This window comes from Streptomyces sp. AHU1 (genome assembly GCF_045343905.1).
In the GTDB taxonomy this organism is placed as follows: domain Bacteria; phylum Actinomycetota; class Actinomycetes; order Streptomycetales; family Streptomycetaceae; genus Streptomyces; species Streptomyces triticiradicis.
On record NZ_CP174283.1, the window covers coordinates 5,357,019 to 5,379,617 of the forward strand.

Genomic DNA, 22,599 nt, shown 5'->3' on the forward strand with positions numbered 1-22,599 from the left:
TGCTCACGGCAGTTCCAGCTCCACGTCACCGGCGTTCGCGGCCGCGTTGCGCTCCACCTCGTCGAGTTCCGAGGCGTTCACCGTGAGCGTGTAGTGGACGCGGGGGTCGAAGTCGTCGAACGTGTCGATCCGGTCGAGGACGTCGGCCACCAGTTTCCGCAGGTACAACCGTGGAGCGATGCCGGCCTTGCCGCCGAGTGAACCGGTGACCGCCCGCGCCAGGTCGTCGAGGTAGGTGTCGTCGGCACGGGCGGCGATCCGATCGGGGTTCTTGGCCGTGGCCTCGTACACCCCGCGCACGTTGCGGCCCAGTCGGCCGAGGGACGCCAGGTCGAATCCGGGAAGCCGCAGCTGGACCGCGCGCGGGGAGTCGAAGCGCGGGTCGGTCGTGAAGTCGGTGGCCAGCCGCTGGGCGAGTGGCGCCAGACGCTGCACACCTTGCTGACCGTCGTAGAAGGCGGGGGTTCCGGTGACGACGAGGAACAGGCCGGGGAACCGCCCCGCGTCGATCTCGTCGAGGAGCTGGCGCAGCGCGTTCAGGGACTTCTCGCGTACGTCACCGCGCACCCGCTGGAGTGTCTCGACCTCGTCCAGGACCAGCAGCAGCCCGGGGTGCCCGCAGTCGCGCAGCACGGTCAGCAGCCCCTGGAGGAATCCGAGCGCTGCGAAGTGGTCGAGGTCACCGCGTACTCCGGCGGCGCGCTTGGCGGACGCCGCCACGGACCTCTGTCCGCCGAGCCACGCGATCAGCGCTTCGGCGTGGGCGGAGTCACCGGCGGCCACCGCCTCGCGGTAGCCGCGCAGCGCGGCGGAGAATGCGGGGGTCGTGCGGGCCACGTCCGTGAGCCGCAGCTCCAGGAGCTCGTCCACGGCTCGGGCGAGCTGGGCCTCGTCGTTCTCGTCGACGTCTCCCGAGTCGAGGACCTCCTCCTCCAGCGCGTAGAACCAGGAGTCGATCACGGCACGCAGAGCGGAAGGCGGATGCGTGGACGTCGTCAGCCGTTCCGTGAGCCGCCGGTAGACGGTCTCCAGACGGTGCAGCGGGGTCTCCGTCTCGGAGATCTGCACTTCGCTGACGGCCATGCCGCGGCGCTTCGCCCGCTCGGCCAGCCAACGGGCGAAGAACGTCTTGCCCGAGCCGTACTCGCCGCGCAGCGCGTGGAAGGCGGAGCCGCCGCGGGCGACGGTGGCGAGGTCGTCGTCGAGGGCGTCCGCGAACCGGTCCAGGCCGACGGCGAACAGCCCGAGCCCCTGCTGCGGCACGGTGCCGCGGCGCAGTGCGTCGATGACGTCCCGGGCACGGGCTGGACTGATGTCGGGGGCTGCGGGGCCGGCCGGGGTGTTCACGAGGGGGCGCCTTCCGGGAACTGTTGCCGCAGGAGTTCCCTGTCGAGGTGGACGGTGCGTCCGGACTCCACCAGTTGGAGGACGGGGTAGCCGTCGATGTTGAGCAGCCGTTCGAGCATGGTGACGAACCGCTGGGGGTTGCGCTCCGACTTGCCGGTGGCGGCCTGGGCGGCCGAGGCGACGGCGGCCGGGGAGAGTTTGCCGCCGGCCGCGAGCAGGGCGTCGAGCGCGGCGGCGACGGCCGTGTTGTTGGGCGCGTTCCGCACGAACTCGCGCTGCGTCTCGTACGGCTTGCTGCGCACCGTCTGCTCGCCGTGCGTGCCGTGCCCCTTCTGCGGGAACAGCCCTTCGGCCTGGGGCGGTGGTTTGCGGCTGCCCTTGCCACGGGGCGTCGAAGCGGTCTCCTGGGGTTCCGCCGCCTCGGTACCGCCCCGCCACCACCCGGGGGCGGTGTCCTCGCCGGGCAGTGCCGTCCACCCGGCGGGGATCTCGCTGTCGGACGGGACGAACGCGAGGACGGGCACGGTGACCTCGGCGAGGGAGGCCCCGCCGTGGTACCCGGCCTGACGGGCGGTGTACCGCAGGTCGTCGCGCCAGGCGGCGGTGATGCGCCCGCCATCGGCCCGGACCCGTGGTCCGGCGAGTTCCACCTCTCCGGGCTGGGCGGGCCCGGTGCGCCAGCGGGCGCCCTGGACGCCGTCCGCCGCGGTGGGACCGGCCTCGCGCGGGCTGCGGTCCAGGACGTGCCCGTGGTCCGAGACGAGCAGGACCGGCCGACCTTGGTTGCGGGCGGCGCCCAGCAGGTCGGCCAGCTTGGCGATGTCCCCTATGCGCCAGCGGGCGCGCCCGTTCTCGCGTCCGTCGTCGAGTGCGTCGTCGATCGTGTTGACGATCACGCCGACGATCGCCTTCTGGTCGGCGAGTGCGTCGAGGAGTTCGGGCGCGAGCCGGTGTCCGGCCGTCCCTTCGTAGCCGCCCTTGTGGAAGAGCACCGCCTCGCGGCGCCGCTTCTTCCAGAAGGACGTGAACCCGGTGCGCTCCACGTCCTGCCCGCCCTCGGCGGCGCCTCCGCTCAGCAGCGAGGCCCGGCTGATCTTGGTGAGGGTGGGCAGCATGGCGACGGCGGCGAGCCGGCCGGGACGGCTTCCCGCCGGTGCGGTGGGGACGACCTCGGTCCAGGCGCGCCGGTCGAGCCCGGCGGCCAGGTCGACGGCGACGTCGGCGCTCATTCCGTCGAGGACGAGGACGAGCGGTCGGCCGCCGTCCCGGGCGAGCGGCGCGGCGGCTTCGGCGAGCACGTCCTCGATGAGCAGGGCGCCGTGCGGCGCCTGCTGGGAGGCGGCCTCCGCCCAGGTGGCCAGGGTCGCCGCGAACTGCTCGTCCAGCTGTCGGCGCCGGTCCCGGACCCGGCCGATCAGCCGGTGGTAGGCCTCTCCGATCTCGCTGTCGCGCGAGGCGTCGCCCTCGGCGAGGATCCCGGTCGCCAGGTCCACCCAGCCGGTGGATTCGACGTGGTGGCGTACGCCCTTGCCGACCGACTCCGGGGTGAACTCCGGGGAGTCCAGCCAGCGCAGCAGGCGTACGGCGGTGCGGGCGCGTTCGGTGGAGTCCGCGAGCAGCTTGTCGAGCTGGTGGTCGGCGAGGTCGCGCAGTGCGGTCTGGGCGGGACCGGGCCGGCCGTCGAGCGAGGAGGCGAGGGTCCGCAGCCGTGTCCGGTACCCGGAGGGCAGCAGCCGGTCCCCTGCGAGCAGCCCGGTCAGGCGCGCGGTCCCGGCGAGCTGGTCGGCGCGTTCCAGCACGGTCAGGACGCGGACGCGGGCTTCCGCGCCCGCGCTCCCGCCCGCTTCCGCCTGCGCGATCCACCGGGTGAGGACACCGGTGGCGGCCGTCGCGTACGGGGCGAGTGCGTCGAACGAGCCGAGCGCCCGGCCGAAGAGCGTGCCGAGCGCGAAGCCCGCGTCGGCGGCGGCCGGGCAGCCGAGGGCGGCCGAGGCGAGCGCGCCGAGCGGCAGCGCGTCGGTGCCACGGCCGTCCGCAGCCAGCGCCAGCAGGGTGGGCGCGGCGGGTCCGGTCACTTCCGCCAGCCAGGCGGTGAGGCCCGCCCGTTCCTGTTCGCCCAGTTCGGCGAAGCGCCTCGGGCCGGTGGAGGTACGGCTCCAGTCGAACAACGTGTCGGCGTCCAGGTCCAGCGAGTCCTCACGGGTGTCGCCGAGCCCGGTACGGGCGGCGAGCAGTGCCCGCACCGCCCGGTCACGGGTGAGGACGGAGCCGGCCCGGGGCCAGCCGCCCGTGGGTTCGGCCTCCAGGAGCGCGTCCAGCAGCCAGGTCTCGCGCACCATCCGGGTGTCCAGGTCGCCGGTTCCGAACAGCTGCCTGACGATGTCGGCCCGTTCGACGGCCAGCGGCCGACGGCGTACGGCGTGGCCGCGCAGGTCCCAGCCGAGCTGGTCGGCGGGGACCTTGCCGGTGACGACGAGGACGCTGTCCCCGCCCGGGTCGGTGTCGGTGGTGTGGCGCCGCCAGGCGTCGGCGATGCCGAGCGGTGAGTCCTGATCGGTGACGTGCACGCGACGGGCGGTGCCCTCCACCTGGACGGTGAACTCCCGTTCCGTGTCGCCGCCCGCCCACACCGCGTCGACCAGCACGAGCCGCCGCCCTTCGGCGTACGGCAGCTCGGCCTCCAGCAGTACCTCGATGGCACGCCGTCCGGCGGCGGGCCGGGCCGCCATCAGCGGGTCCCTTCGCCGGAGTCGTCGGAGGCGGTGGGCTCGCCGGACCCGACCGGCCTCCAGCTGAGCTCGACGGTGGCGTCGGGATGAGCGGCGAGGAAGGCACGGATGTCGTCCCGGACGCCCGCCAGTTCGCCGGCCAGCCGCTCCTCCAGCGGAGTCGCTCCGGTGACGGCGATGAGCCGTCGCCCGGCCCGGGGGGTCAGGGCTTCGCCGCCCGCCGTTCCGGCCTCCTCGACGGGAGCGGGCTCGGTCTGCGAGTGAGTCGCACCGGTCGGGGGCTGCGGATGCCGGGTCGCCACCTCCGGCTCGGTCACCCGTACGTCCTGCGCTCCCGGAGCCGGCTCCTGTCGCTGCACGAACACGCTCTCCACCTGGAGCGCCGCGTTGATGATCGCGTTGGCCCGCTCGCCGGCCGCGTCGAGCACCGGCACCAGCGACCGCTCGAACTCCGAGGCACGCGCGGCCAGCGCGATCTCGTCGAAGAGCCGCCGGGCCCGGTCGCCCACGCCGTCCTCACGGGTGATCAGCCCGCGTACGTTGGTGAGAGCCGGCCAGGCGGCGTCGTCCAGGGCCTGGAGGACCTCGCCCGCACTGCCCATGGCGGTGTTCAGGTCCCGCTCGGTCGCCGTGTAGGAGGCGGAGGCCAGCTCGCGCACCAGCGCGGTGGCGTCGCTGCCGTGCCGGGTCAGCCGGGCGAGCAGACCGGCGGCCTCGCGCAGGATCGCGGTACGGGGCGCGGCCTCGCCCTCACCGTCGAGGCCGAGCAGCGCGGAGTGCCGCTCCAGCGAGGCCCGCACCCCGGCGACGTCCTTCTCCCAGGCCTCCGCCTTGGTTCGGAGGTCCTCGGCGAGCCGGTTGACGTTGCGCGCGTACATGTTCGGCTTGGCGGAGACGCCGAACAGCCGGGCCGCCCGGTCGCGTGCCGCCGCGTACTGCTCCTCGCTGGGCAGCGGCTGCGAGCGCAGCGACCAGCCGGGGCCGATCTCGTGCAGGGCGGGTGCCTCCCGCTCCGGTCCGCCCTGGTACGCCCAGGCCCGGTCGTCGAGCAGCGCGTAGGCCGCGATGAGGAGGTTCCCGGTGAGTTTGTCGAGGCCGCCGTAGCCGAGGTCCTGGGAGATCCAGAGGCGGATGTCCTCGACGGCGAGGTCGCCGCGCTGCTTGTGCGCGGAGGCGGCCTGGTTGATGCGGGAGCGCCAGTCCTGTCGCATGACCAGCGGACCGTCGTGGACGGTGCCGAGCTCCAGCGGCTCCACGATCCGCTTGACGGTCTTCAGGTGGTGGCTGTCGACGTTCTGGGCCCGTCCGCCGTCGTCCATGGCCCGGGTGATCCACTCCAGGGCGGTGCGCAGCTCGGCGGGTGTCACCGCCTTGCGCTGTCCCTTGCCGTCCGGGCCGAAGTCGGGGTGCTTGGCGTACAGGGCGGAGAACATGCCGTCGGCCAGGTGCTGCACGTTCTTCTCGAAGCCCTTGCCGCCTTCCTCGCGGGGGTGCGCGAACTCCGGCTGGAGCGAGAGCACGTGCCGTCCGTCCGGCACCTCGGGGCCCGGGTTGGAGTCGGTCGGCTGCGCCAGCCCGTACACCTCGGCGAGCGCTCCGGTGAGCTGGTCGGTGAGGGTGTCGCGGGCCACCTCGAGCTGCCGCTTGACCTTGGCGCGGTCGTCGGGCGGGAAGTTCCCGGTGTAGTCGGCGAGCCGGTCGCGCTCCAGCAGGAAGCCGATCCGCATCAGCCGGCCGAGCTGGGCCCTGCGCTGGTCGGAAAAGAAGTCGGTGAGCCACACCAGGGTCGGCGCGGTCACCCCGTCCTTCTTCAGCTGCTCGACGCGGTGGAAGTCGTCGCTCGGGTAGTGGTCGCCGTCGTCGAAGGGGTAGTCGACGACGAACCGCACGTTGCCCGCGGTGGAGGGCGTGAACTGCTCGTCGGGCAGGTCCGCGCGGTCCCGTACGTTGCCGAAGACGAACTCGGCGACCCGCCGGGTACCGCGCCAGACGATCTCCTTCTCGGCGACGAACTGGCCGTCGCGCACGCCGACGGCCTCCCACAGCCGGTCGCGCAGCCACACCCGGCGCACGCCCGCCTTGTCCTCCTCGGCGACGGCGTCGAGCAGCGGCTCGATGTCCAGGTCGGACAGGTGCAGCGAGAACACCGGGTCGGCCTCGCCGTCCGAGCGCACCTCGGACGGGAACGCGGCCTGGAGGTCCCGCATCCGCCGTACGACGACGTCACCGGCGGGCACGGTCCGGGAGCGCACCGAGCCGTGGTTCAGCCCGGCGAGCCGTGCGCCCGTCAGTCGCCGCAGTGCGGGCACGTCCGGCGCGAGCGCTCCGAGCAGCAGGGTCTTCACGAACCGGTCGTCGGCCTGGAAGTCCGCGTGCTCGTCCGAGCCGTACTTCTCCAGCAGGTGGGCGCGCGCCTTGGCGTGGAACTTCACGGCGGCCTCGGACTCGCGCTTCAGCTTGTCGGTGAAGGCGGCGCCGGTGCCGTCGAGGAGCACGTCCCACAGATCGCCCAGCGGGATCAGCCGTCCGACGGCGGCACCCGCGTTCCGCTCCAGCAGCAGCTGGACGAGCTTCAGACCGGTCCGCTCGCGCTGGAGGGCGCCGGAGAGGGCGACGAGGACGTTGAGCAGCGCCGGGGACAGCGGGTAGACGGCCCGGAAGTCGGTCCAGTCGGCGTGGGTGGCACCGCCGCCGTCCAGCAGGATGTCCTTGACCTGCTGGTTGGACCGGTCGATCCCGCCGAACGCGTTCTCCAGCACCGCCTCCTTGCCGGGGAGCGGCTTCAGCACCCGCTCCTTGATGATCTCCGGCAGGTTGCGGTCCTCCAGGTCGACCGTGTCGAACCGCTCGTTGAGGTATTCGAGGGCCTGCTCCATCGCCTTGACGTCGGCGCCGAGCACGTCGGAGCCGACGAGCTGGGACAGGTCGCGCTGGCGGGAGATGAACGACACGATCGGCACGGGCCGGTCGGCGTCCCCCGACTCGATCAGCTTCACCAGCTTCTGGATCTCGCTGTTGACGAAGGTCCGGTCCCGCATGTGCGCCTGGAGCCACAGCACCAGCTCGTCGAGGAACAGCACCACACCGTCGTACTCCAGCGCGCGGGCGTGCCGGCTGATCGCGGCCAGCCCGTTCTCCAGCGGTACGTACTTGGCGGCGTCCCCGCGGGCGCTCTCCGCGTACGACCGCATCGGCCCGGTGAGCAGCGCGGACACCAGCCGCTCGCGCCGCGGGTCCCCGGCGGGCGCGTCGAAGGCGTCGTCCAGCTCACTGGAGGTCCAGGTCCCGCCGGCGCCGATGACCTGGAGCTCTTCGTCATCGTCGTCGTCCCCGGCCGTGGCGCCGCCGCTCTCCGCGGGAAGCAGCCGGACGAACGCGTCGTCGCCGAGCTGCTCCCGCATCCGCCGGGCGTCGGCGAGCATCGCGTCGGAGCGGAACACGGTCGGCGTGGGCGCGTCCGGGTGCTGCTCGCGTACGGCCCGTACGTATCCGCCGAGCAGCGCCTCGTCCAGGTTGGCCGCGCCCACCAGGTGGTAGGGCACCATGAGGAACCGCTTGCCGCGCAGCCACTCGTCGTGCTCGGCGATGACCTCGCGCAGCCGCGGCTTGGCCCGCGCCGAGGCGTCCCCGTTGAGCACGGCGTGCAGCACGGTCAGGAAGTGGCTCTTACCCGCACCGAAGGAACCGTGCAGGTAGGCCGCGTACGAGGTGTTCTTGCGGACCGCGCCGCGCACCAGCTTCAGGGCCTTGCCGAACTCCTCCTGGAGCTGCGGCGTGACGACGTACTCCTCGACCCGTCCGGCCGTGTCGCCCTTGAACCCCTGGGACAGCTCGACCTTGAAGTCGCCGGCGTACACGTCCTCCTTGATGTCGAGGACGTCCTTCAGTACGACGGTGTCGCCACCCCTGGCCATCGGCTGCTCCCGCTCCCCTTGGTGTCCCTCACAACTTCTCCTCATCCTGCCAGGTCACCCCGGGGCGCCGGAGGGGGCCGACGGGATCGGGCAGTGCCGATCGGAGGAGATCAGGTCCGGACCTTGCCCGAAGGAGTGACGGCGGGTGCGGGGCGGAGGGCCGGGCCGGTCGCGACGAGGGCCCACACGGTCTTGCCGGGACCGCCGGGCCGTTCGGTGACGCCCCACTCCTCGGCCAGCGCCCCGACGAGAACGAGCCCGCGCCCGCGGTCCGCGAGGGGCGTTCGGCCGTCCGCCGCGGGGAGCGGCAGCCGTTCCCCGCGTACGTCGCTCACCTCCACCCGGACGAGCCCCTCGCCGTCCTGCCGGTGGAGGCGCAGTTCGGCGTCCCGGCCGGGGACCCTGCCGTGGGTGACGGCGTTCGCGGCCAGCTCGGCGACGACCAGCTCGACGGTGTCGTGCACCGGGCTGCCGTAGGCCCAGCCCCAGAGGTCCATCTGGTGCGATGCGAGACGGCGGGCCAGACGGGCGCCGCGCGGGGTGGGGCTGAAGCGGAGGACGAAGGTGGTCATGACCCGAAGATCCCGCCCCTGGGAGGTCTCCGACCAGGTGTGACGGTCCTACGGACACCTTCTGTAGGGGTGGCCCCGGGGTTTGTGGGGGTTGTGGGTGCCGACTCGTGGAAGGGACACCCGGGCGGTGGCATCGGCCGGGCACACATCGGTGCTCCGGACTCGCCGTGCTGCGGCCTGCGCCGCACCCGCAGGTGTACTACGCCATCGGCGACGCGGCGATGCGGCTGCGATGGCGTCGAAGCGCGCCGCTGACGGGAGCCGGGGCGTGCCGACGAGGTCGGTGGGATTCTCCGACGGGAGGGGAGGCGCCGAGGCGGCGGCTGCGCGGTCCGGGCGTTCACGCCACCTCTGGGACGGTCCTGTAACGAGCAGGCCACAGGACCGCATATGTCCGGTATTCCGCAGTGGTCACTGTTGCTCCTGTGTCACCATCAACTTTCCTTTGTCACGGGAAGGTTGGTTATATGGCGGGCTGGACCAATGATCACAAAGTGAAGATCTTTGTCGGTGTCATTGGGGCGCTGGCAGTGATCATCGCCGCGGTCGTCACCGGTCTCATGAAGTCGGACGGCACCAGGGTGGACCAGAAGACCGGCCGGGACGGCACCGTCTGCATCGGATCGAAGTGCTAGGCAGTGGGGATCGTGTGGGACGGCGGGGAATCGTCCGCGCGGCGGCGTTGGTGACGCTGTCGGTGCTCGCGGTCACTTCGTGCAAGGACGTCACGATCAACCAGGAGGCCGGCGGTGACGCCGAGGCCTGTGTTCAGGGCTCCACGTGTCCTGAGGACGACTCGGCGGACGCCCCGTCCACCCCGTCCGCCCCGTCCGCAGAGAGCTCCTCGGAGACGTCTCCCCCCGACGTGGAGAAGCCGGGAGGCGGCGGCACGGGCGGCACGGCCCCTGACAGGGGGAGCGGGAGCGGTGGCGGTGCGGACGGCGGTGCCGGACGGGAGGAGGGCGGCACCGGGTCCGTGGAGGGGGGATCCGTCCCGGTCAGCGTCGAGTTGTCGGGCGGGAACCTCCCGGAGGGCCTGCGGGATTCCGCGGACGGCTGCGTGACGGGCACCTGCACGACATGGAACTCCAAGGACGTGACCGTCGGAGGGAAGTCGTTCGGCACCGCATTCGTCGTCGGGTGCACGATCGCCTGCGGGGAGAACGAGAGCGGGTATTTCCAGGTGAAGCTGGCGGGCAATTACTCGAAACTCGATGCGACGTTCGGGATCGCCGCCAATTCCCCGGGAAACGACAAGACGGAGACGCTGAGGGTGAACCTGGTCAACCAGGGCACAGGGAAGGTCCTGTACTCGGAGACGCTCGAGTACGGCAGGAGCTACACGCTCAAGGGCCTCGACGTCTCGAACGTCGGGCTGCTGAGAATGTCCTTCGACGGGGCGCTCGGCAGGGCCTATGGGGCAGTGGGCGCCCCGGTGGTCCGCAGGTGACCGAGGCGGGGGGCGTGCGAGCCTGGAAACGAGCGGCCCGTGGTTCCGTTCTCCTGTGCGTGCTGGTGTCCGTGACCGCGGGCTGCGGGGCCACCAACAACATCAGTCAACATGCCGGACGGGACGGCAAGGTCTGTGTGAACGCCGACTGCCCCGAGGGCCCGGAGCAGTCCCGGACGCCGGAGACTCCCACGGACTCGCCTTCGGCTCGGACGAGCCCCGACGATTCCGCTTCGGAGGGCACGAGCGACCAGGACCAAGGAGCCACTGCTCGCTCCGATCCCGGCGGCGACGTGGAGGAACCGACGGCCGAAGTCCGGACCGACGTGCAGGTGCGCTACCTGACTGATGACGGGCCCATCGGGGGATACGGGAACGATGAGAGAGAGGACGCCGTGCTGCTCGGTGATGTCCCGTTCCAGAAGAGCATCGTCTTCTCGCCGGGGGTCTTCGGCAAAGAGGTCAAGCCCCTTTCCTTCAACGTTCCTGCCGGCCTGACCGTCTTCAAGGCGAAAGTCGGGCTGGACAAGGACACCCTGCCCGACTACGAGGCGGTGGTCGGCATCACTCGACGCGACGGATCGACGGTCAAGAGCCTCACCCTTCGAACGGGCGAGGTGCTCGACGTGACGGAGGACGTGACCGGGGCCGGTGCGATCACGATCGACGTCTCCATCGTGAAGTGGGCGCCGGACGCGATCAACAGCAGACCGGGTGTCGTCGTGGGCGACGGCAGGTTCGTGAAGTAGTTGCGGTGTGCGTCCGGCCTGGGCACCGGTCCGTGCGGTGGTGGCATCTCGGGCGGCGGCACCGCCGGGCACATATCGGTTCTCCGGACTGGTACCGGATTCTTGTACCAGTTGAGTGGTACCGTGATTCCGTACCACTTCTTGGGAGGACGAGTCCATGGCCATCACCGCCAGCGAGGCCCGAGCCAGGCTGTTTCCGCTCATCCAGCAGGTCAACGACGATCACGAGCCGGTCGAGATCACCTCCAAGGGCGGCAACGCCATACTGATGTCGGCCGACGACTTCCGCTCCTGGCAGGAGACCATCTATCTGCTCCGCAGCCCTGCCAACGCCGCCCGCCTCATGGCGGCCGTCACCGAGGACAAGGCCGCCGAGACACCGTTGATCACCAGGTCCATGGATGAGCTGGCGGCCATGGCGGAGGACGGGGAGTGAGGGACGTACGGTTCCGTCCGACCGGATGGGAGGACCTCCTCTACTGGCAGTCCGCCGACAAGAAGCTGTTCGGCAAGCTGGTCCGCCTGATCGGGGAGATCCAGCGCGACCCCTTCACGGGGATCGGTAAACCCGAACCGCTGAAGGGCGAACTGTCGGGGTACTGGTCGCGCCGGATCGACGACGAGCACCGGCTGGTCTACCGGGCCACCGAGAAGGAAATCGTGATCATCAAGGCTCGGTACCACTACTGACGGGCCGTCCCGCGAAGGCGCGTGTTCGCCGTACGTCGGGAGCCGGGCGGTGGGTACTTTACGTGACGGTAGCTGTTCGTCTGGTAGCGCAACCATTGTTGCGCTAGTGTGGAGATCTATTCCCCTGCTCGTCGCGGCGAGCAGGCGCGAGGCCCACCAAGGATTCGGTGGGCCTCTGCTTTTTGCTGCGGGAGTGCCCCTCAGGCCCACTCCTTGGGTCGGCGCACCTCCTTGCCGTCACCCAGGAGCACCGGATCGGGCAACTGCGAGGCGCGTACGACGCCTTCCCGGATCGGCTTCATGAACGCCGGCTGGAGCCGGCTGAGCCAGTGGCTCGGCTTGTCGAACGGGTTGAGGATGCCGATGTCGACGCCGAGCTCCTCCTTGACCATCCGCAGCGGTTCGCACAGGTCGCTGTCGTTGCTGACGAGGACCATCAGGTCGCAGTCCTTGCGGAAGGCGTCGAGCAGCATGTGCGAGGCGATGTGGACGTCGGTCCCCTTCTCCTCCGTCTTGACCACCTCGACCGTGTTCGGGCCGCCGGGCGGTGGCTGGGCCAGCCGCATGCGCGGGGTGGTCTGCAGGAACCTCCCGTAGTGGACGGATACTTGAGGCAGCGTGCCGAGCGCCCGCAGGTAGGCGTCCTGGCGCTGTGGCCCGCCTGGATCGTCCGGGCGTGGCTTGATTCTCGCCGTGAAGTACCGCACCCGTTTGATCTGTTGACCCGCCGGGACGAGCTTGGCGCACAGGGAGACCGGGTCGAGCCACTTGAGCTCGGGGTTCTTCTTGAGGCGGCCGTAGTAGAGGTTGAAGCCGTCGATGTAGACGTTGGTAGTCATGCGATTACGGTACGGCAGCTACGAGTTGAAGTGCGGTCAGCCGGAGCAGCGCGGGCAGAGCGTCTCGTCGTGGACCGGCCGGAACAGGGTCGCTTGTACGTGCCTGCCCTCGCACTCGCGCAGGGCGGCCAGCCGTGGGGAGAGGCTGGTGACGGCTGGGGCGTGCTGTTGCGGGGCATGCGGGGGAGCGTCGGGAGGAGCGACGGGCGTGGGCGCGGGTGGGGGCGGTACGTCCCGGAGGAGGTGGCGGAGCAGGCCGCCGGGGCGGTGGACGGGGGTGCCGTCGTCGGGGAGGTTGCGGAGGATGTGGGTGCGGATGGCGGCGGGCGGGTGGCCGGCCTCCAGCCAGTGGGAGGTGAGGCGGGCCAGCTCGGCGTGCATGGGGCGGGGGACGTGGCGGAGGGCGGGGTCCAGGTCGCGGTAGGAGGCGGCGAGGGTGCGGGCCTCTTCGAGGTGGGGGTTCGGAGGGACTGGACCGGGCCTGCCGTCCTCGTCGCCCTCGCGGTTCTCATGGCCCTCGTGACCTTCAGGGCTTCCGCGGTCTACCTGGGCCTGCGGGGCTTTCGGGGCTGGCGAGGGGTGCGCGGCTTCGGAGGCTTCGGCGGGTGCGGGGGCATCGGGTGTCTCCTCGGGGGGTTTGGGGGGACGGTTGCGGGTGTTCCCATGGGTGTCGCCATAGGGAAGACCGTCGGCGGGCCGACCGGTCCGTGCACCGACCACCGGATTGCGGGCACTCGGTGCGACCTGGGGCGACACGGGCATCTGTGCGAGGAGCTTAGCGGCCTCGGCGGGGCTCAACGGCACGTTGGAGACAAGCTGTTGGGTCGTCCAGTGACCGCCGGGTCCTTGGACGCGCCGCTCGTGCACGAATCCCTCGTCCTTCAGCTGGCGCTTGGCGCGGGTGAACGCGGTTGCTCCGATACGGGCGCGTTCGGCGGTGCGCGAGAGGGGCTCGCGCGCCCCCTCGGGCAGAGGAGAGCTGCCAGGTGGTGATGAGGCCGACCTTGAGCAGGTGCGGCAACCCGGAGTCGACGGTGGTCGCTCGATGGCGGCCGATGATCGGGCGGGTCGGTAGCCGGGGTGGTCACTCGCACGGGTGATGTCGGTCGATGGTGTGCCCGGTCGGGGAACGTGCTGGCTAGGTTCGCGGTCATGGCACGGTTTCGGATGTATCCGACGAGCGAGCAGGCGGATGTCATGCTCGGCCACTGCGCGCACGCCCGGTACGTCTGGAACCTCGCTGTCGAGCAGCACGCACACTGGTACCGGGGCCGCAGGGCGGCGCCCGGCTTCGCCGAGCAGTGCCGCCAGCTCACCGAGGCCCGGCGCGACAACGCATGGCTGGCCACAGGCAATGCCGATGTACAGCAGCAGGCCCTGAAGGACTTCGCCACAGCGAAGAACGCCCGCTTCGTGTCCGGGTTCGGTGAGCCGACCTGGCGCAGGAAGCACGTGCACGAGGGCTTCCGCGTCATCGGCACCGACCGCATCGGGGAGTTCGAGTCGGACGGTTCACCGAAGCTCAACACAAAGACCGGCAAGCAGGTCATGGGCCGCTCGGTTGTCGTACACAAGCTCAACCGGCGGTGGGCGCGGGTGAAGGTGCCTGGCTGCGGCTGGGTCCGCTTCCGGCTCAGCCGCAAGGGCAAGGGCTCTGAACTGCCCAAGGCGAAGACGTTCCGTGTCACCTGTCGCAACGGCCGGTGGCACATCGCGTTCGCCGTCGTCCCCGCCCCGGTCGAGGGGCCCGGCACGGGCGAGGTCATCGGCATCGACCGGGGCGTGGCCATCACGGCTGCTCTCTCGGACGGGCGGAAACTGAACTGCCCGCAGCTCACCGTCAGGGAACGCGCCCGGATCCGCAAGCACCAGCGCCGGGCCGCCCGCGCCCCCAAGGGAAGCGAGCGCAAGAGCGCCGAGTACGCTAAGGCGGCCAGGCTCAAGGCCCGCGAAGCGAACCGGCGCAAGGACTGGTGCGAGAAGACCAGCACGATGCTCGCCCGCGGCTACGACCTGGTGCGGTTCGAGAAGCTGAACATCAAGAACATGACCCGCTCGGCCAGGGGCACCGTGGCAGAACCCGGCCGGAAGGTCGCACAGAAGGCCGGCCTGAACCGTGCGATCCTCGCCCAGGGCTGGGGCCTGCTCCGCCAGCGCACCGGGCACAAGGCCCCGGGCCGCGTCGAGGACGTCCCCGCCCCCTACACCAGTCTGCGCTGCAGCCTCTGCGGTTGGATCGACAAGAACTCGCGCAAGAGCCAAGCCGAGTTCGTCTGCTCCTCCTGCGGCTTCACCTGCAACGCCGATGAGAACGCAGCGAACAATGTCGCGGCAGGACAGGGCGGGTTTCCCCGCCCCCGGCGAACAGCCGGTGCCGGAGGGGTGACAACGGCCACCGGCCGTTCGAACACCCGTGAACCCCAGCCCGTAAGGGTTGGAATCCCTCTCTTTCAAGAGGGGGAGGATGTCAATGGTGGTTCAGGCCCTCGCGAACGGTTCTAGTTGTTGCGGGGGGCGTATTTGTGCTGACCGCACTGCATGGAGAGTGCGTGAATGGACGCGTTGAGTGAAGAATGCTTTCGCCGGGTATTCACTCACACGAACCAACTTGCCTGGCTGTGCGCTTGGTTGATGCATGGGCGTCCTAGCCTGCGGCTACGGAGCGTGGAGGCGGCAGGGGGCGAGCGGGATGGACGCGGGTGCGGAACCGGACTCGGACGTCGAGTTCCTGCGGTGCTTCGGGCGCCAGGTGAAGTTGTTGCGGGAGCTGGCCGGGCTCACCCAGGCGCAGTTGGGGGAGCGGGTCGGGTACGGCGAGGCGCAGATCGCGGCGGTGGAGCAGGGGCGGCGGATCCCGAAGCCCGAGCTGATCGATGCGGTGGACCGGGCGGTGGGGGCGCGGGGGGTGCTGGCGGCCATGAAGGAGGAGGTGGCCAGGGCTCGATATCCGGGGTTCTTCCGGAAGTTCGTGAGCTACGAGGCCGAGGCAGCCGAGTTGCACGCCTACGACGCGCACTTGGTCAACGGCCTGTTGCAGTGCGAGGAGTACATGCGTGCTGTCTTCGAGATGTGGCGTCCGTTGCTGGATGCGGAAACGGTGAAGCAGCGAGTGTGTGCACGTCTGGATCGGCAGAAGTTGCTTTCGCGTCGGTCCAGGTCGCTCCTGAGCTTCGTCATCGAGGAGCACGTTCTCCTACGACCGCTCGGCGGCAGGGAAGTTCATCGAGCCCAACTGGAACACCTCCTGCTGCTGGGACATGACCGGCACATCGAAGTCCAGGTCATGCCGACAGATCGCGACGAGCATGCTGGAGTCGCCGGGCCGTTCACGTTGATCCTCACGTGCTCGGGGCGCAGGATGGCCTATACGGAGGTGCAGAGTCACAGCACCCTGTACACGGAGCCGGCGAAGGTCCAGGGGTTCGAGTCCACGTACGGCGTCCTGCGGGCGCAAGCCAGGACCCCCAAGGAATCGCTGGCCTGGATCGAGAAGCTCTTGGGAGAGTTGTGAAGGCCAACGCCGAGCGGACAGCCGGACTGACGTGGGTGAAGAGCAGCTACAGCGCAGGGGACGGCGGTCAGTGTGTTGAGGTCGCCGTAGCGGGGCCTGTCGTGTTCGTCCGCGACTCGAAGCGGCGAGACGAAACGGTTCTTGATGTGAGCGCCGACCAATGGACTCTGTTCCTGCGGATGGCCGCGCGCGGTTGATGTGAGGGAGGGGCGGTCGGTTGCCGACCGCCCCTCGTCACCTACTCGCTCTTCTTCTGCCGACCCCGCGTCTTCTTCTCGGGACGCCAGTTGGCGAGGTCGTTCTCCGACAACTCCGCATCCGCGCGGCCCGTTTCGAGGGCGGCCTGGAACTCCTCGGCGGGGTTGCCCTCCCACTCCTCGTCGTACTCGCTGTACCACTGGTGCACCCAGGGCAGGACTTCCCGCAGTCCCGCGAGCAGCGGCGCGAGCCGGGGGTCCTTCTTGTCCCAGCCGCCGTCTTCGATGCGGTTGCGGACGAGTCCGACGAGAGCGTCGGCCTGGTCGCGGTGGTTCCAGCCGGCCCAGCCGAGGAGCAGGGAGGTGTCTGATTCGACGGAGGCCCCGGGGTAGGAGATGAAGCGCTCCTTGGGCACGTCGAGCTTGCCGCGGTTGGACCAGTAGGAGTGCTTGAGGAAGTCCGCGCCGGTGTACTTCGGCGGCACCTTGATGTCGAGCCGCTGCCCGGTCCGGTCCTCCTCGCGCTGCTGCTTCCAGACCTGCTCCCACTGAGTGCGCTTGCGCAGGCCGGTGTCCTTGTAGCGGAGGGCGGCGAGGTAGGGCACGTGCTCGGCCTCGATGACGGCGGCCAGGACGGTGGCGAGGGAGGCGTCACGCTTGCCGAGGTGATCGGCGGCGTACAGCTCGGCGACGGCCTGGATGTCCTTGTCGTGGCGGAGGGCGTCGGCGAGCTGGTTGACGGTGAGGGGGCGAGGGACGGTGAACTCGCCGTTCTCCTCGAACCAGATGTCCTTGCGCTCGGCGGCGTCGAGCAGCCAGTTCCGGAGGGCGGCGGCTTCCCGTTTCTCCCAGGACTCGGTGGACCAGCGCCGCTTGAACTCGGGGCGCTCGATGAGCCGGATGTCCTTGTTGGCCTCGATGATGTCGATACGTGCCTGGACGACTTCGCGGTATGCCTCGGGCCAGTGGGCGGGGATCTCGGTGACCGGGGTGGAGCCATGGCGCGTGAACCAGGCGGTCTCGGTTTCACCAGCGGCGACCTTGCGAGCGAGAACGATCTCGAACGCACGCTGGCCGAGTGCGACTTCGGGGAAGTCAGCGGCGGTGGTACGGGCAACCCCCTCGGGGCTGAGTAGGCCGTACGCGCCGTAGACGGTCCAGTCCAGCTCCTCTTGGAGAGCGATCATCCGTGCGCGTGTCTGTTCCTGGGCGTGACGAGCTTCGTCCAGGGCTTCACGAGTGGGTACGGCAGCGTTGGTGAGCGCGGAGGGTTCATGCTCGGCCGACGTCTGGCCGAGAGTGTCGAGTTCTTGACTTAGAGCGACGGGGAGTTGCTGTGGAAGCGGGAACTCCTGCAGCTTGGTGCCGGTGAACTCGTACCGGTCGATCCAAGCTTCAGGCGTCCATCGGTTTCCGCCGCCGCTGGAATTGTCGGCGCCACCCTTGGCTTGGCTTACCTGCTTGAGCCAGAAACAAGCAGTCGAAGAATTCAGCACCCCCAGCAACTCCAGATGCCGCTCCTCGCTCGCCCCCTCTGGCAACTTGATCACCGGCGCAGAACGGTTGAACACCTTCCCGCCCCGGTCCAGCACGAAGTGGTTGTGCGTGGCCACGAACGCGAACGTGAGTGACAGCGGTGTCCGATACCGCTCGCTGACCCACCGGTACCACGTCCACCACGGCTCATCCGACTCAGCACGGGTCTGGCCGCCGAACCCCGTTGTCGAACCGAGCGTCGCTCGCATGGTCCACAGGTGGCGCCCCCAGTCGGAGCCGGACTCGTAAGGAAGGGGCTTCTGCGCAGCGTCGTACGGCACGAGGGCCGGCTCATTCGCGGCGATGTCCCAGTCGCGTACGACGTCTCCCGTGATCAGGGCACGTTTCAGCGATGCGGCATCCGGGCGTTGCGCGAACCACGACTCGGACAGGAAGAACACCTCGTCCTGTCCCGGGAAGCTGGCGAACCCAATGGCACGGTCGAGACGGTTGCCCAGAGGGGTGGTGCCGTTCCCCAGCGTCGCCATGACATCCGAAGCTCCGCCGCCGGACAGACTCCAGGGGAAATCGGCGAACGTCGAGCGCGCGGCGTCGGTGGAAGTCACCCACTCCGACTCGCTCCCAGGCCGCCCCACCTGCCCGGTGATCGCACTCCACACGAGCCCCTTCGCCGGATCCTCCGGCTGGTTCGGCTCACCCCGGACGCCGAGCACGGCGCGGATCGTATTGGCCTGCCGGGCCTGATGGTTGCGCCCGGCGAGGATCACCGTCGGGGTGCCGTGCCCCGGAATGAATGCGCCGGACGTGTCGATGACATGGGTGAGCGTGACGCCCGCGAAATCCCGCTTGCGTCCGGTGCTGGGGTCCTTGAACTCCCGGCCCCCGTGGAAGTAAGCCTCGATGAGGACCTTTCCGAACTCCCGCTTCATGAAGGAGTTCGACGTGATCTGCCCGGTGAAGCCCCCGTCCTTCTGGTCCCCCTCGGCACGAATGGCCAAATCAAAGATGCGCTGGGCGAACGGCACCGACAACGCGTACTTCCCAGCGCAAGAGAAGTAGGCCTTCCGGTAGTTCTGGCTCTCCTGGCTGTCCTTGACCGTGATGTATGGAGGGTTCCCCACCACCACGTGGTAGGTCCCACGCCCGAGCAGGTCCACCTGGCGGACGTAGTCCTCCACGTCCTCCGTCCGGTAGTAGAAGGGCTCGTCCTCCGCGAACAGGGTGTCGAGTGTCTCCGTCACCGTGTCCAGGTTCCGCCCATGCAGCAGCGAATCCGCCACAGCCACTCGAATGGGCAACCCAGGAGCCGCGCTCAACTCCCGCACCCCGCCCGCTTTCAGGGCAGCCACGAGCAACCGGAACCGCGCGATGGCCACAGCGAACGGGTTCTTGTCGGCCCCGTGCACGGACTCCAGTGCCCGCCGTACCAGCACCCATGGCTCGGTCCCGGGCTCGGCGGCGCGCCACTTCTCCAGCAGCCGCTCGAACATGCCGAGCAGGAAGTGCCCGGAGCCGCAGGCGGGGTCGATGCAGCGCAGCCCCCGTACGACCTCCTCGCCGTCGGGCCCCTCCGGGAACGTCTCGCCGTCCCAGCCGCCCGGCCGCTGCTTCCACGCCGGCGTGAGCCCGAACTCCTCCACCGCCGGTTCCAGCGTCAGGTCGAGGATGAACTCCTCCACGAACACCGGGGTCTGGAGCAGCGCGTACGTCTTGCGGGCGTGCTCGGACAGGTCCTGGTACAGGTCACCGAGGAAACGGGTGTCCAGCTCGGCGTCGGTGAAGTCGTGCACGATCTCGCCGTCGGCGCCCCGCTGACGCCAGAACGCGAGCAGCGCCGTGGCCGCCTCGTACGACGGCGTCACCTCGTACAACGGGTTGTGCGTGGAGTCGAACAGCCCCGCTACCGTCCGGTGCGACTTGGCGAGGAAATCGAAGGAGTCCAGCAGCCAGTCCCGGTCATTCCTCGCGGGGTTGTCCCGGAAGTACGCGTCGTGCCGGTCCTGTGCCTCGGCCAGCCGATCCCCCGGCCCGGACAGCCACGGGTCCGAGATCAGCCCGTTGTCCTCGCTGAACCGCACGAACACGCACGCCAGGACCCACGCGGCGGCGATCTGCACGACCCGCTCGTCACGCCACGTCTCGTACATGGCCGCCGTGCGCTCCGCCATGACGGCCTTGTCGTACTCCACCCGCAGCGCGTTCCGGAACTCCGGCTCGGCCTCGGCCCGCTCCCGGAGGTCGTCCTCAAGGAGCCGTGCCTGTGCCTGGAGATCCTTCAGCAGCCGTGTGCGATCGAGCGAGGCCCCCGTCCCCTGCGTCCCCTCAGCCGTCACGGTCACAGCCGCACCTCTCATCCTGCTCACGGCACCGCGATCACCACGGATGCGCACATTTCACGGCGAACCGCCCCAGGCTCGCCGTCCCATCCTGCCAGCCCGGCGTCAATGGCCGTAGACATCGGCCGATCGTCCCCCGCGCACTGCCCGCGCGTGACATCGGTCGCCCGCCTCCGCGGGCAGCCGGCCGCCGCGCCTCCCGGCGCGGCGAGACGTCACTCCGGGCCCTCCACATACGGCCGGGCCAGCCGGCGCAGCGGCGACGTCCTGTCCCACACGTGCCAGCGCGCCCCGCACACCGGATCGGTCGCGTACGTCACCTCGGCCGGGAAGCCGTCGGCCTTGACCCGCTCGGCCGGTGGGTCGGCGAGACGCCTGCCGCAGTGCGGACAGTGGTCCGGCGTACGCATCGGGTACATGCCCATCACTCGTGTCCCCCCCCCCGCCTCGACGGCCGCCCGCCCCCGGGAATCGGCCCTCTCGGACACCGCCCATCCGCTCACCGCGGCGGCGTCGGTGTCGCACGCCAGGACGCGCCACGCGTCGGGGGTCCAGGCGAAGACCGCGTCCTGGCCGAAGCGGCGGCCCAGGTCGCGCGCGGCGGTGTCGCTCAGACCGGTGACCGCGAGGCTCTCCTCGCGGTGCGTCCCGGACATGTCGCCGCCTATCGCGGGCCACCAGGTGAGATTGCGGTGGCGGACCTCGGCGAGCAGCAGGTGGTGGGCGTGGGCGTTGGCCTCGGGGGACGCGTCACGGCCGAGGGGGTTCCACGCGGTGATCACATGGATGGTGGCGCCGCCGGCCGGTGCGGGGAAGGAACCCCCGGCCGTGCCCGGGGAGCGCGGTTCGACGCGGACGATCCGGTCCCGGAACCGGATGTCGACGACCGCTGCCCGGTACAGGTCCCAGTTGCGGGGCGTGCCGGTTGCGTCGACGGCGTGCACAAGGCCTCCTCGGAACGAAGACCCCCTTACGGACAGTGCAGGGAGATCGGTGCTCGCCCGCGGCCGGGATCGACCGGGGCTACCAGGCCGCAAGATTTCATGATCGCGACCTCGGCGGCAAGGGTTTGTGAAGATCTTGCGGAAGGCCGGTGCCGGTGTTAGCTTCCCGCTCGGTCGTGTGATCCGGCGTCAGCCTCCTGAGGTGCTGGACGAGATCACGCCCGGGCGCGCGACGCCCGGGGTGACGACCGGCCCGCGCGAGGTGCGCGGGCGGTGCGGATCACCGGGGCGCGGCAGCGCGTTACCGGGGTCATCGGACTCCGGAAGGCTGCTCGACATGCCCGTACCGCCCCATGTGGACTCCGACGACTGTGACGGCACGCCCGGTCTCTGTTGGTGCTGCGAGCCGGACAAGGAGCGCCGTGCAGAGATCAGCAGCGGTCGGTACGACGAGTACGACCCGTACGACGGCGACGACGAAGACCGCGAAGACCACGAGGACGACGACCGGTGGATCCTCGGACTCGTGAACGCCTACCCCGGAGGGATGGGGGAGGAGCCCGCTTTCGATCTGAGCGACGAGCTCCCGCCCGGCTTCCAGGCGCACTCGATCCAGGCACTCACCCTCCTCACCGAAGTCGCCCGCAGGAGGCTGGACACGGAAGGGTGGGAGAACTTCGGTCCTTGGGGTCTGGACTGGGTCTCTTGCGAGGGGGTCGTCACCGGGCTCCGCGGCGAAGGCGAGGACGTCGACTGCTCCGGTGACGCGTCGGACCGGGAGCCGGTCGCCCTCCGGCGCCTGGCCTCGATCACGAACGATGACGCCGGACCCACGCTCCAGGTCGTCGAGACGGGCATGGGGATACGGCGCACGCCGTACCGCGAGCGCGTGTCCGGATGTCCGGGCGAGTCCCCGGACACCGACACCCTGGACGAACTGCGGGACTTCCTGGCACGGGCGACCGAGCGGTTGGGCGAGGCCGGTTACGAGACGGACGGCGAGTGGACGGTCAACTGGTCGCGCTGTCACGTCCAGTTGGACGACAACTGAGATCACGGACGACGGGCCACGACGCCCGGCGACGAGTGAGAGGTGGAGGTGTGATGGGCAACGGTACGACTCCCCGGACCGGAAAGCCGACAGTCAAAGGCGGGGCCAAGCCGAGCGCTGCCGCCGAGCGGCTCTCCAAGCGGGAAGCGGAGCTCCGGCGCAGACGCGCGTTGCTGGACGCGGAGTTCGCCCGGGACGCCGAGCGGCGGCGCAACGGACTGGGGGCCGCTCCTGTCAGGGCGGAGAAGCCGGTTCCGGCCGCACCGGGAAAGCAGGGCATGTTCGGCAAGCGGGCGAAGAAGCGCCCGACCCGCGGCCTCTCGGCGACTCCCGCCGTCCGGTCCGCCGCCCGGGCCGTCCCCGTCGCGGACAGGGGCGTGGACCGACAGCAGAAACTCCCCAGGATCGCGCCCGCGTACATGCTGTTGAGCACGACGGATCTGCAACGCGAACGGCGGATGGAGCAGACCCGGAAGCAGCAGCAGGCGGAACGGTTGCAGGCGAAACGGAGGGCGCGGGCCACCAAGAAGGCCGGGACAGCCGGAGCGGTCCCCCGCCGGGCGAAGGCGAGCGGAACGGGCTCGCAGGAGACCAAGCCTCGTACCGCGTAGAAGGCCGTGGCCGTACAACTCACGGACCTCGCACTACTGCGGCGCGCCGTAAGTCATTCGCCAGCTGCGATCGTGCGATTCCGTTGACTGACGTAGTCGGTGAGGTGGATGAGGGTGGCGGTGGCCAAGACGTGGAGGAGCCTTCGACGGTTCGCCCGGACC

18 protein-coding genes are annotated in these 22,599 nt (G+C 70.2%); 10 read left to right on the forward strand and 8 right to left on the reverse strand.

Annotation, left to right across the window (positions count from 1 at the left end; genetic code table 11):
• Nucleotides 1-3: 3 nt before the first annotated feature.
• The 4 genes from brxD to ACICHK_RS24055 all read right to left on the reverse strand — a co-directional run bounded on the left by brxD (nt 4) and on the right by ACICHK_RS24055 (nt 8,562).
• Nucleotides 4-1,347, reverse strand: coding sequence for a BREX system ATP-binding protein BrxD (brxD, locus tag ACICHK_RS24040; protein ID WP_406838493.1), 1,344 nt, complete (start codon nt 1,345-1,347; stop codon nt 4-6).
• Nucleotides 1,344-4,076, reverse strand: a complete 2,733-nt coding sequence (pglZ, locus tag ACICHK_RS24045; RefSeq protein WP_406838494.1) for a BREX-2 system phosphatase PglZ — start codon at nt 4,074-4,076, stop codon at nt 1,344-1,346. The genes brxD and pglZ overlap by 4 nt, the downstream gene beginning before the upstream one ends.
• A complete protein-coding gene (locus ACICHK_RS24050) occupies nt 4,076-7,990 on the reverse strand; it encodes a hypothetical protein (protein ID WP_406838495.1) in 3,915 nt (1,304 codons plus the stop codon). The genes pglZ and ACICHK_RS24050 overlap by 1 nt, the downstream gene beginning before the upstream one ends.
• Before the next feature lie 110 nt (nt 7,991-8,100).
• Complete coding sequence (locus tag ACICHK_RS24055; protein WP_406838496.1) at nt 8,101-8,562, reverse strand: ATP-binding protein; 462 nt, start codon at nt 8,560-8,562, stop codon at nt 8,101-8,103.
• Nucleotides 8,563-9,056: 494 nt separating this feature from the next.
• On the opposite strand from ACICHK_RS24055, the gene ACICHK_RS24060 reads away from it, so the two are divergent.
• From ACICHK_RS24060 to ACICHK_RS24080, 5 genes are all read left to right on the forward strand, one after another.
• On the forward strand, nt 9,057-9,197 hold the full coding sequence (locus ACICHK_RS24060) for a hypothetical protein (protein ID WP_406838497.1): 141 nt from the start codon (nt 9,057-9,059) through the stop codon (nt 9,195-9,197).
• A gap of 14 nt (nt 9,198-9,211) precedes the next feature.
• A complete protein-coding gene (locus ACICHK_RS24065; RefSeq protein ID WP_406838498.1) occupies nt 9,212-10,012 on the forward strand; it encodes a hypothetical protein in 801 nt (266 codons plus the stop codon).
• 14 nt (nt 10,013-10,026) lie between these two features.
• Nucleotides 10,027-10,761, forward strand: a complete 735-nt coding sequence (locus tag ACICHK_RS24070) for a hypothetical protein (RefSeq protein ID WP_406838499.1) — start codon at nt 10,027-10,029, stop codon at nt 10,759-10,761.
• A 157-nt stretch (nt 10,762-10,918) separates the two neighbouring features.
• Nucleotides 10,919-11,197, forward strand: coding sequence for a type II toxin-antitoxin system Phd/YefM family antitoxin (locus ACICHK_RS24075; protein WP_406838500.1), 279 nt, complete (start codon nt 10,919-10,921; stop codon nt 11,195-11,197).
• Nucleotides 11,194-11,451 (forward strand): Txe/YoeB family addiction module toxin, encoded by a 258-nt coding sequence (locus tag ACICHK_RS24080; RefSeq protein ID WP_406838501.1) that lies wholly within the window; start codon nt 11,194-11,196, stop codon nt 11,449-11,451. Before ACICHK_RS24075 ends, ACICHK_RS24080 begins: the two co-directional genes overlap by 4 nt.
• 200 nt (nt 11,452-11,651) lie before the next feature.
• On the opposite strand, the gene ACICHK_RS24085 is transcribed toward ACICHK_RS24080, so the two are convergent.
• The gene (locus ACICHK_RS24085; RefSeq protein WP_406838502.1) at nt 11,652-12,290 is read right to left on the reverse strand and encodes an NYN domain-containing protein; all 639 of its coding nucleotides are present in this window, start codon (nt 12,288-12,290) and stop codon (nt 11,652-11,654) included.
• Between the two features lie 36 nt (nt 12,291-12,326).
• Entirely contained in the window at nt 12,327-13,157 is an 831-nt protein-coding gene (locus ACICHK_RS24090) for a hypothetical protein (protein ID WP_406838503.1), read from the reverse strand.
• 285 nt (nt 13,158-13,442) lie between these two features.
• Here ACICHK_RS24090 and ACICHK_RS24095 point away from each other — a divergent pair, with 285 nt between their 5' ends.
• The 3 genes from ACICHK_RS24095 (at nt 13,443) to ACICHK_RS24105 (ending at nt 15,998) form a co-directional block, all read left to right on the forward strand.
• Nucleotides 13,443-14,792: an RNA-guided endonuclease InsQ/TnpB family protein gene (locus ACICHK_RS24095; RefSeq protein ID WP_406838504.1), complete on the forward strand. Its 1,350-nt coding sequence runs from the start codon at nt 13,443-13,445 to the stop codon at nt 14,790-14,792.
• 187 nt (nt 14,793-14,979) lie between these two features.
• Nucleotides 14,980-15,801 (forward strand): Scr1 family TA system antitoxin-like transcriptional regulator, encoded by an 822-nt coding sequence (locus ACICHK_RS24100; RefSeq protein ID WP_406838505.1) that lies wholly within the window; start codon nt 14,980-14,982, stop codon nt 15,799-15,801.
• A gap of 35 nt (nt 15,802-15,836) precedes the next feature.
• Nucleotides 15,837-15,998: a DUF397 domain-containing protein gene (locus ACICHK_RS24105; protein WP_406841301.1), complete on the forward strand. Its 162-nt coding sequence runs from the start codon at nt 15,837-15,839 to the stop codon at nt 15,996-15,998.
• A 41-nt stretch (nt 15,999-16,039) separates the two neighbouring features.
• Here the strand turns inward: ACICHK_RS24105 and pglX are convergent, their stop codons facing one another.
• Both pglX and ACICHK_RS24115 read right to left on the reverse strand, forming a co-directional pair.
• Complete coding sequence (gene pglX / locus ACICHK_RS24110; RefSeq protein WP_406838506.1) at nt 16,040-19,834, reverse strand: BREX-2 system adenine-specific DNA-methyltransferase PglX; 3,795 nt, start codon at nt 19,832-19,834, stop codon at nt 16,040-16,042.
• 212 nt (nt 19,835-20,046) lie between these two features.
• The gene (locus ACICHK_RS24115) at nt 20,047-20,775 is read right to left on the reverse strand and encodes a DUF3293 domain-containing protein (RefSeq protein WP_406838507.1); all 729 of its coding nucleotides are present in this window, start codon (nt 20,773-20,775) and stop codon (nt 20,047-20,049) included.
• Between the two features lie 337 nt (nt 20,776-21,112).
• Here ACICHK_RS24115 and ACICHK_RS24120 point away from each other — a divergent pair, with 337 nt between their 5' ends.
• Together ACICHK_RS24120 and ACICHK_RS24125 are read left to right on the forward strand one after the other, a co-directional pair.
• A complete protein-coding gene (locus ACICHK_RS24120) occupies nt 21,113-21,826 on the forward strand; it encodes a hypothetical protein (protein ID WP_406838508.1) in 714 nt (237 codons plus the stop codon).
• 53 nt (nt 21,827-21,879) lie between these two features.
• Nucleotides 21,880-22,437: a hypothetical protein gene (locus ACICHK_RS24125; RefSeq protein WP_406838509.1), complete on the forward strand. Its 558-nt coding sequence runs from the start codon at nt 21,880-21,882 to the stop codon at nt 22,435-22,437.
• Nucleotides 22,438-22,599: the final 162 nt, after the last annotated feature.

Coding starts and splice junctions, on each gene's coding strand:
- pglZ (WP_406838494.1), bottom strand. CDS start 4,076: ATGGCGGCCCGGCCCGCCGCCGGACGGCGTGCCATCGAGGTACTGCTG.
- ACICHK_RS24050 (WP_406838495.1), bottom strand. CDS start 7,990: ATGGCCAGGGGTGGCGACACCGTCGTACTGAAGGACGTCCTCGACATC.
- ACICHK_RS24055 (WP_406838496.1), bottom strand. CDS start 8,562: ATGACCACCTTCGTCCTCCGCTTCAGCCCCACCCCGCGCGGCGCCCGT.
- ACICHK_RS24075 (WP_406838500.1), top strand. CDS start 10,919: ATGGCCATCACCGCCAGCGAGGCCCGAGCCAGGCTGTTTCCGCTCATC.
- ACICHK_RS24125 (WP_406838509.1), top strand. CDS start 21,880: ATGGGCAACGGTACGACTCCCCGGACCGGAAAGCCGACAGTCAAAGGC.
- ACICHK_RS24095 (WP_406838504.1), top strand. CDS start 13,443: ATGGCACGGTTTCGGATGTATCCGACGAGCGAGCAGGCGGATGTCATG.
- ACICHK_RS24085 (WP_406838502.1), bottom strand. CDS start 12,290: ATGACTACCAACGTCTACATCGACGGCTTCAACCTCTACTACGGCCGC.
- ACICHK_RS24120 (WP_406838508.1), top strand. CDS start 21,113: ATGCCCGTACCGCCCCATGTGGACTCCGACGACTGTGACGGCACGCCC.
- ACICHK_RS24100 (WP_406838505.1), top strand. CDS start 14,980: ATGGACGCGGGTGCGGAACCGGACTCGGACGTCGAGTTCCTGCGGTGC.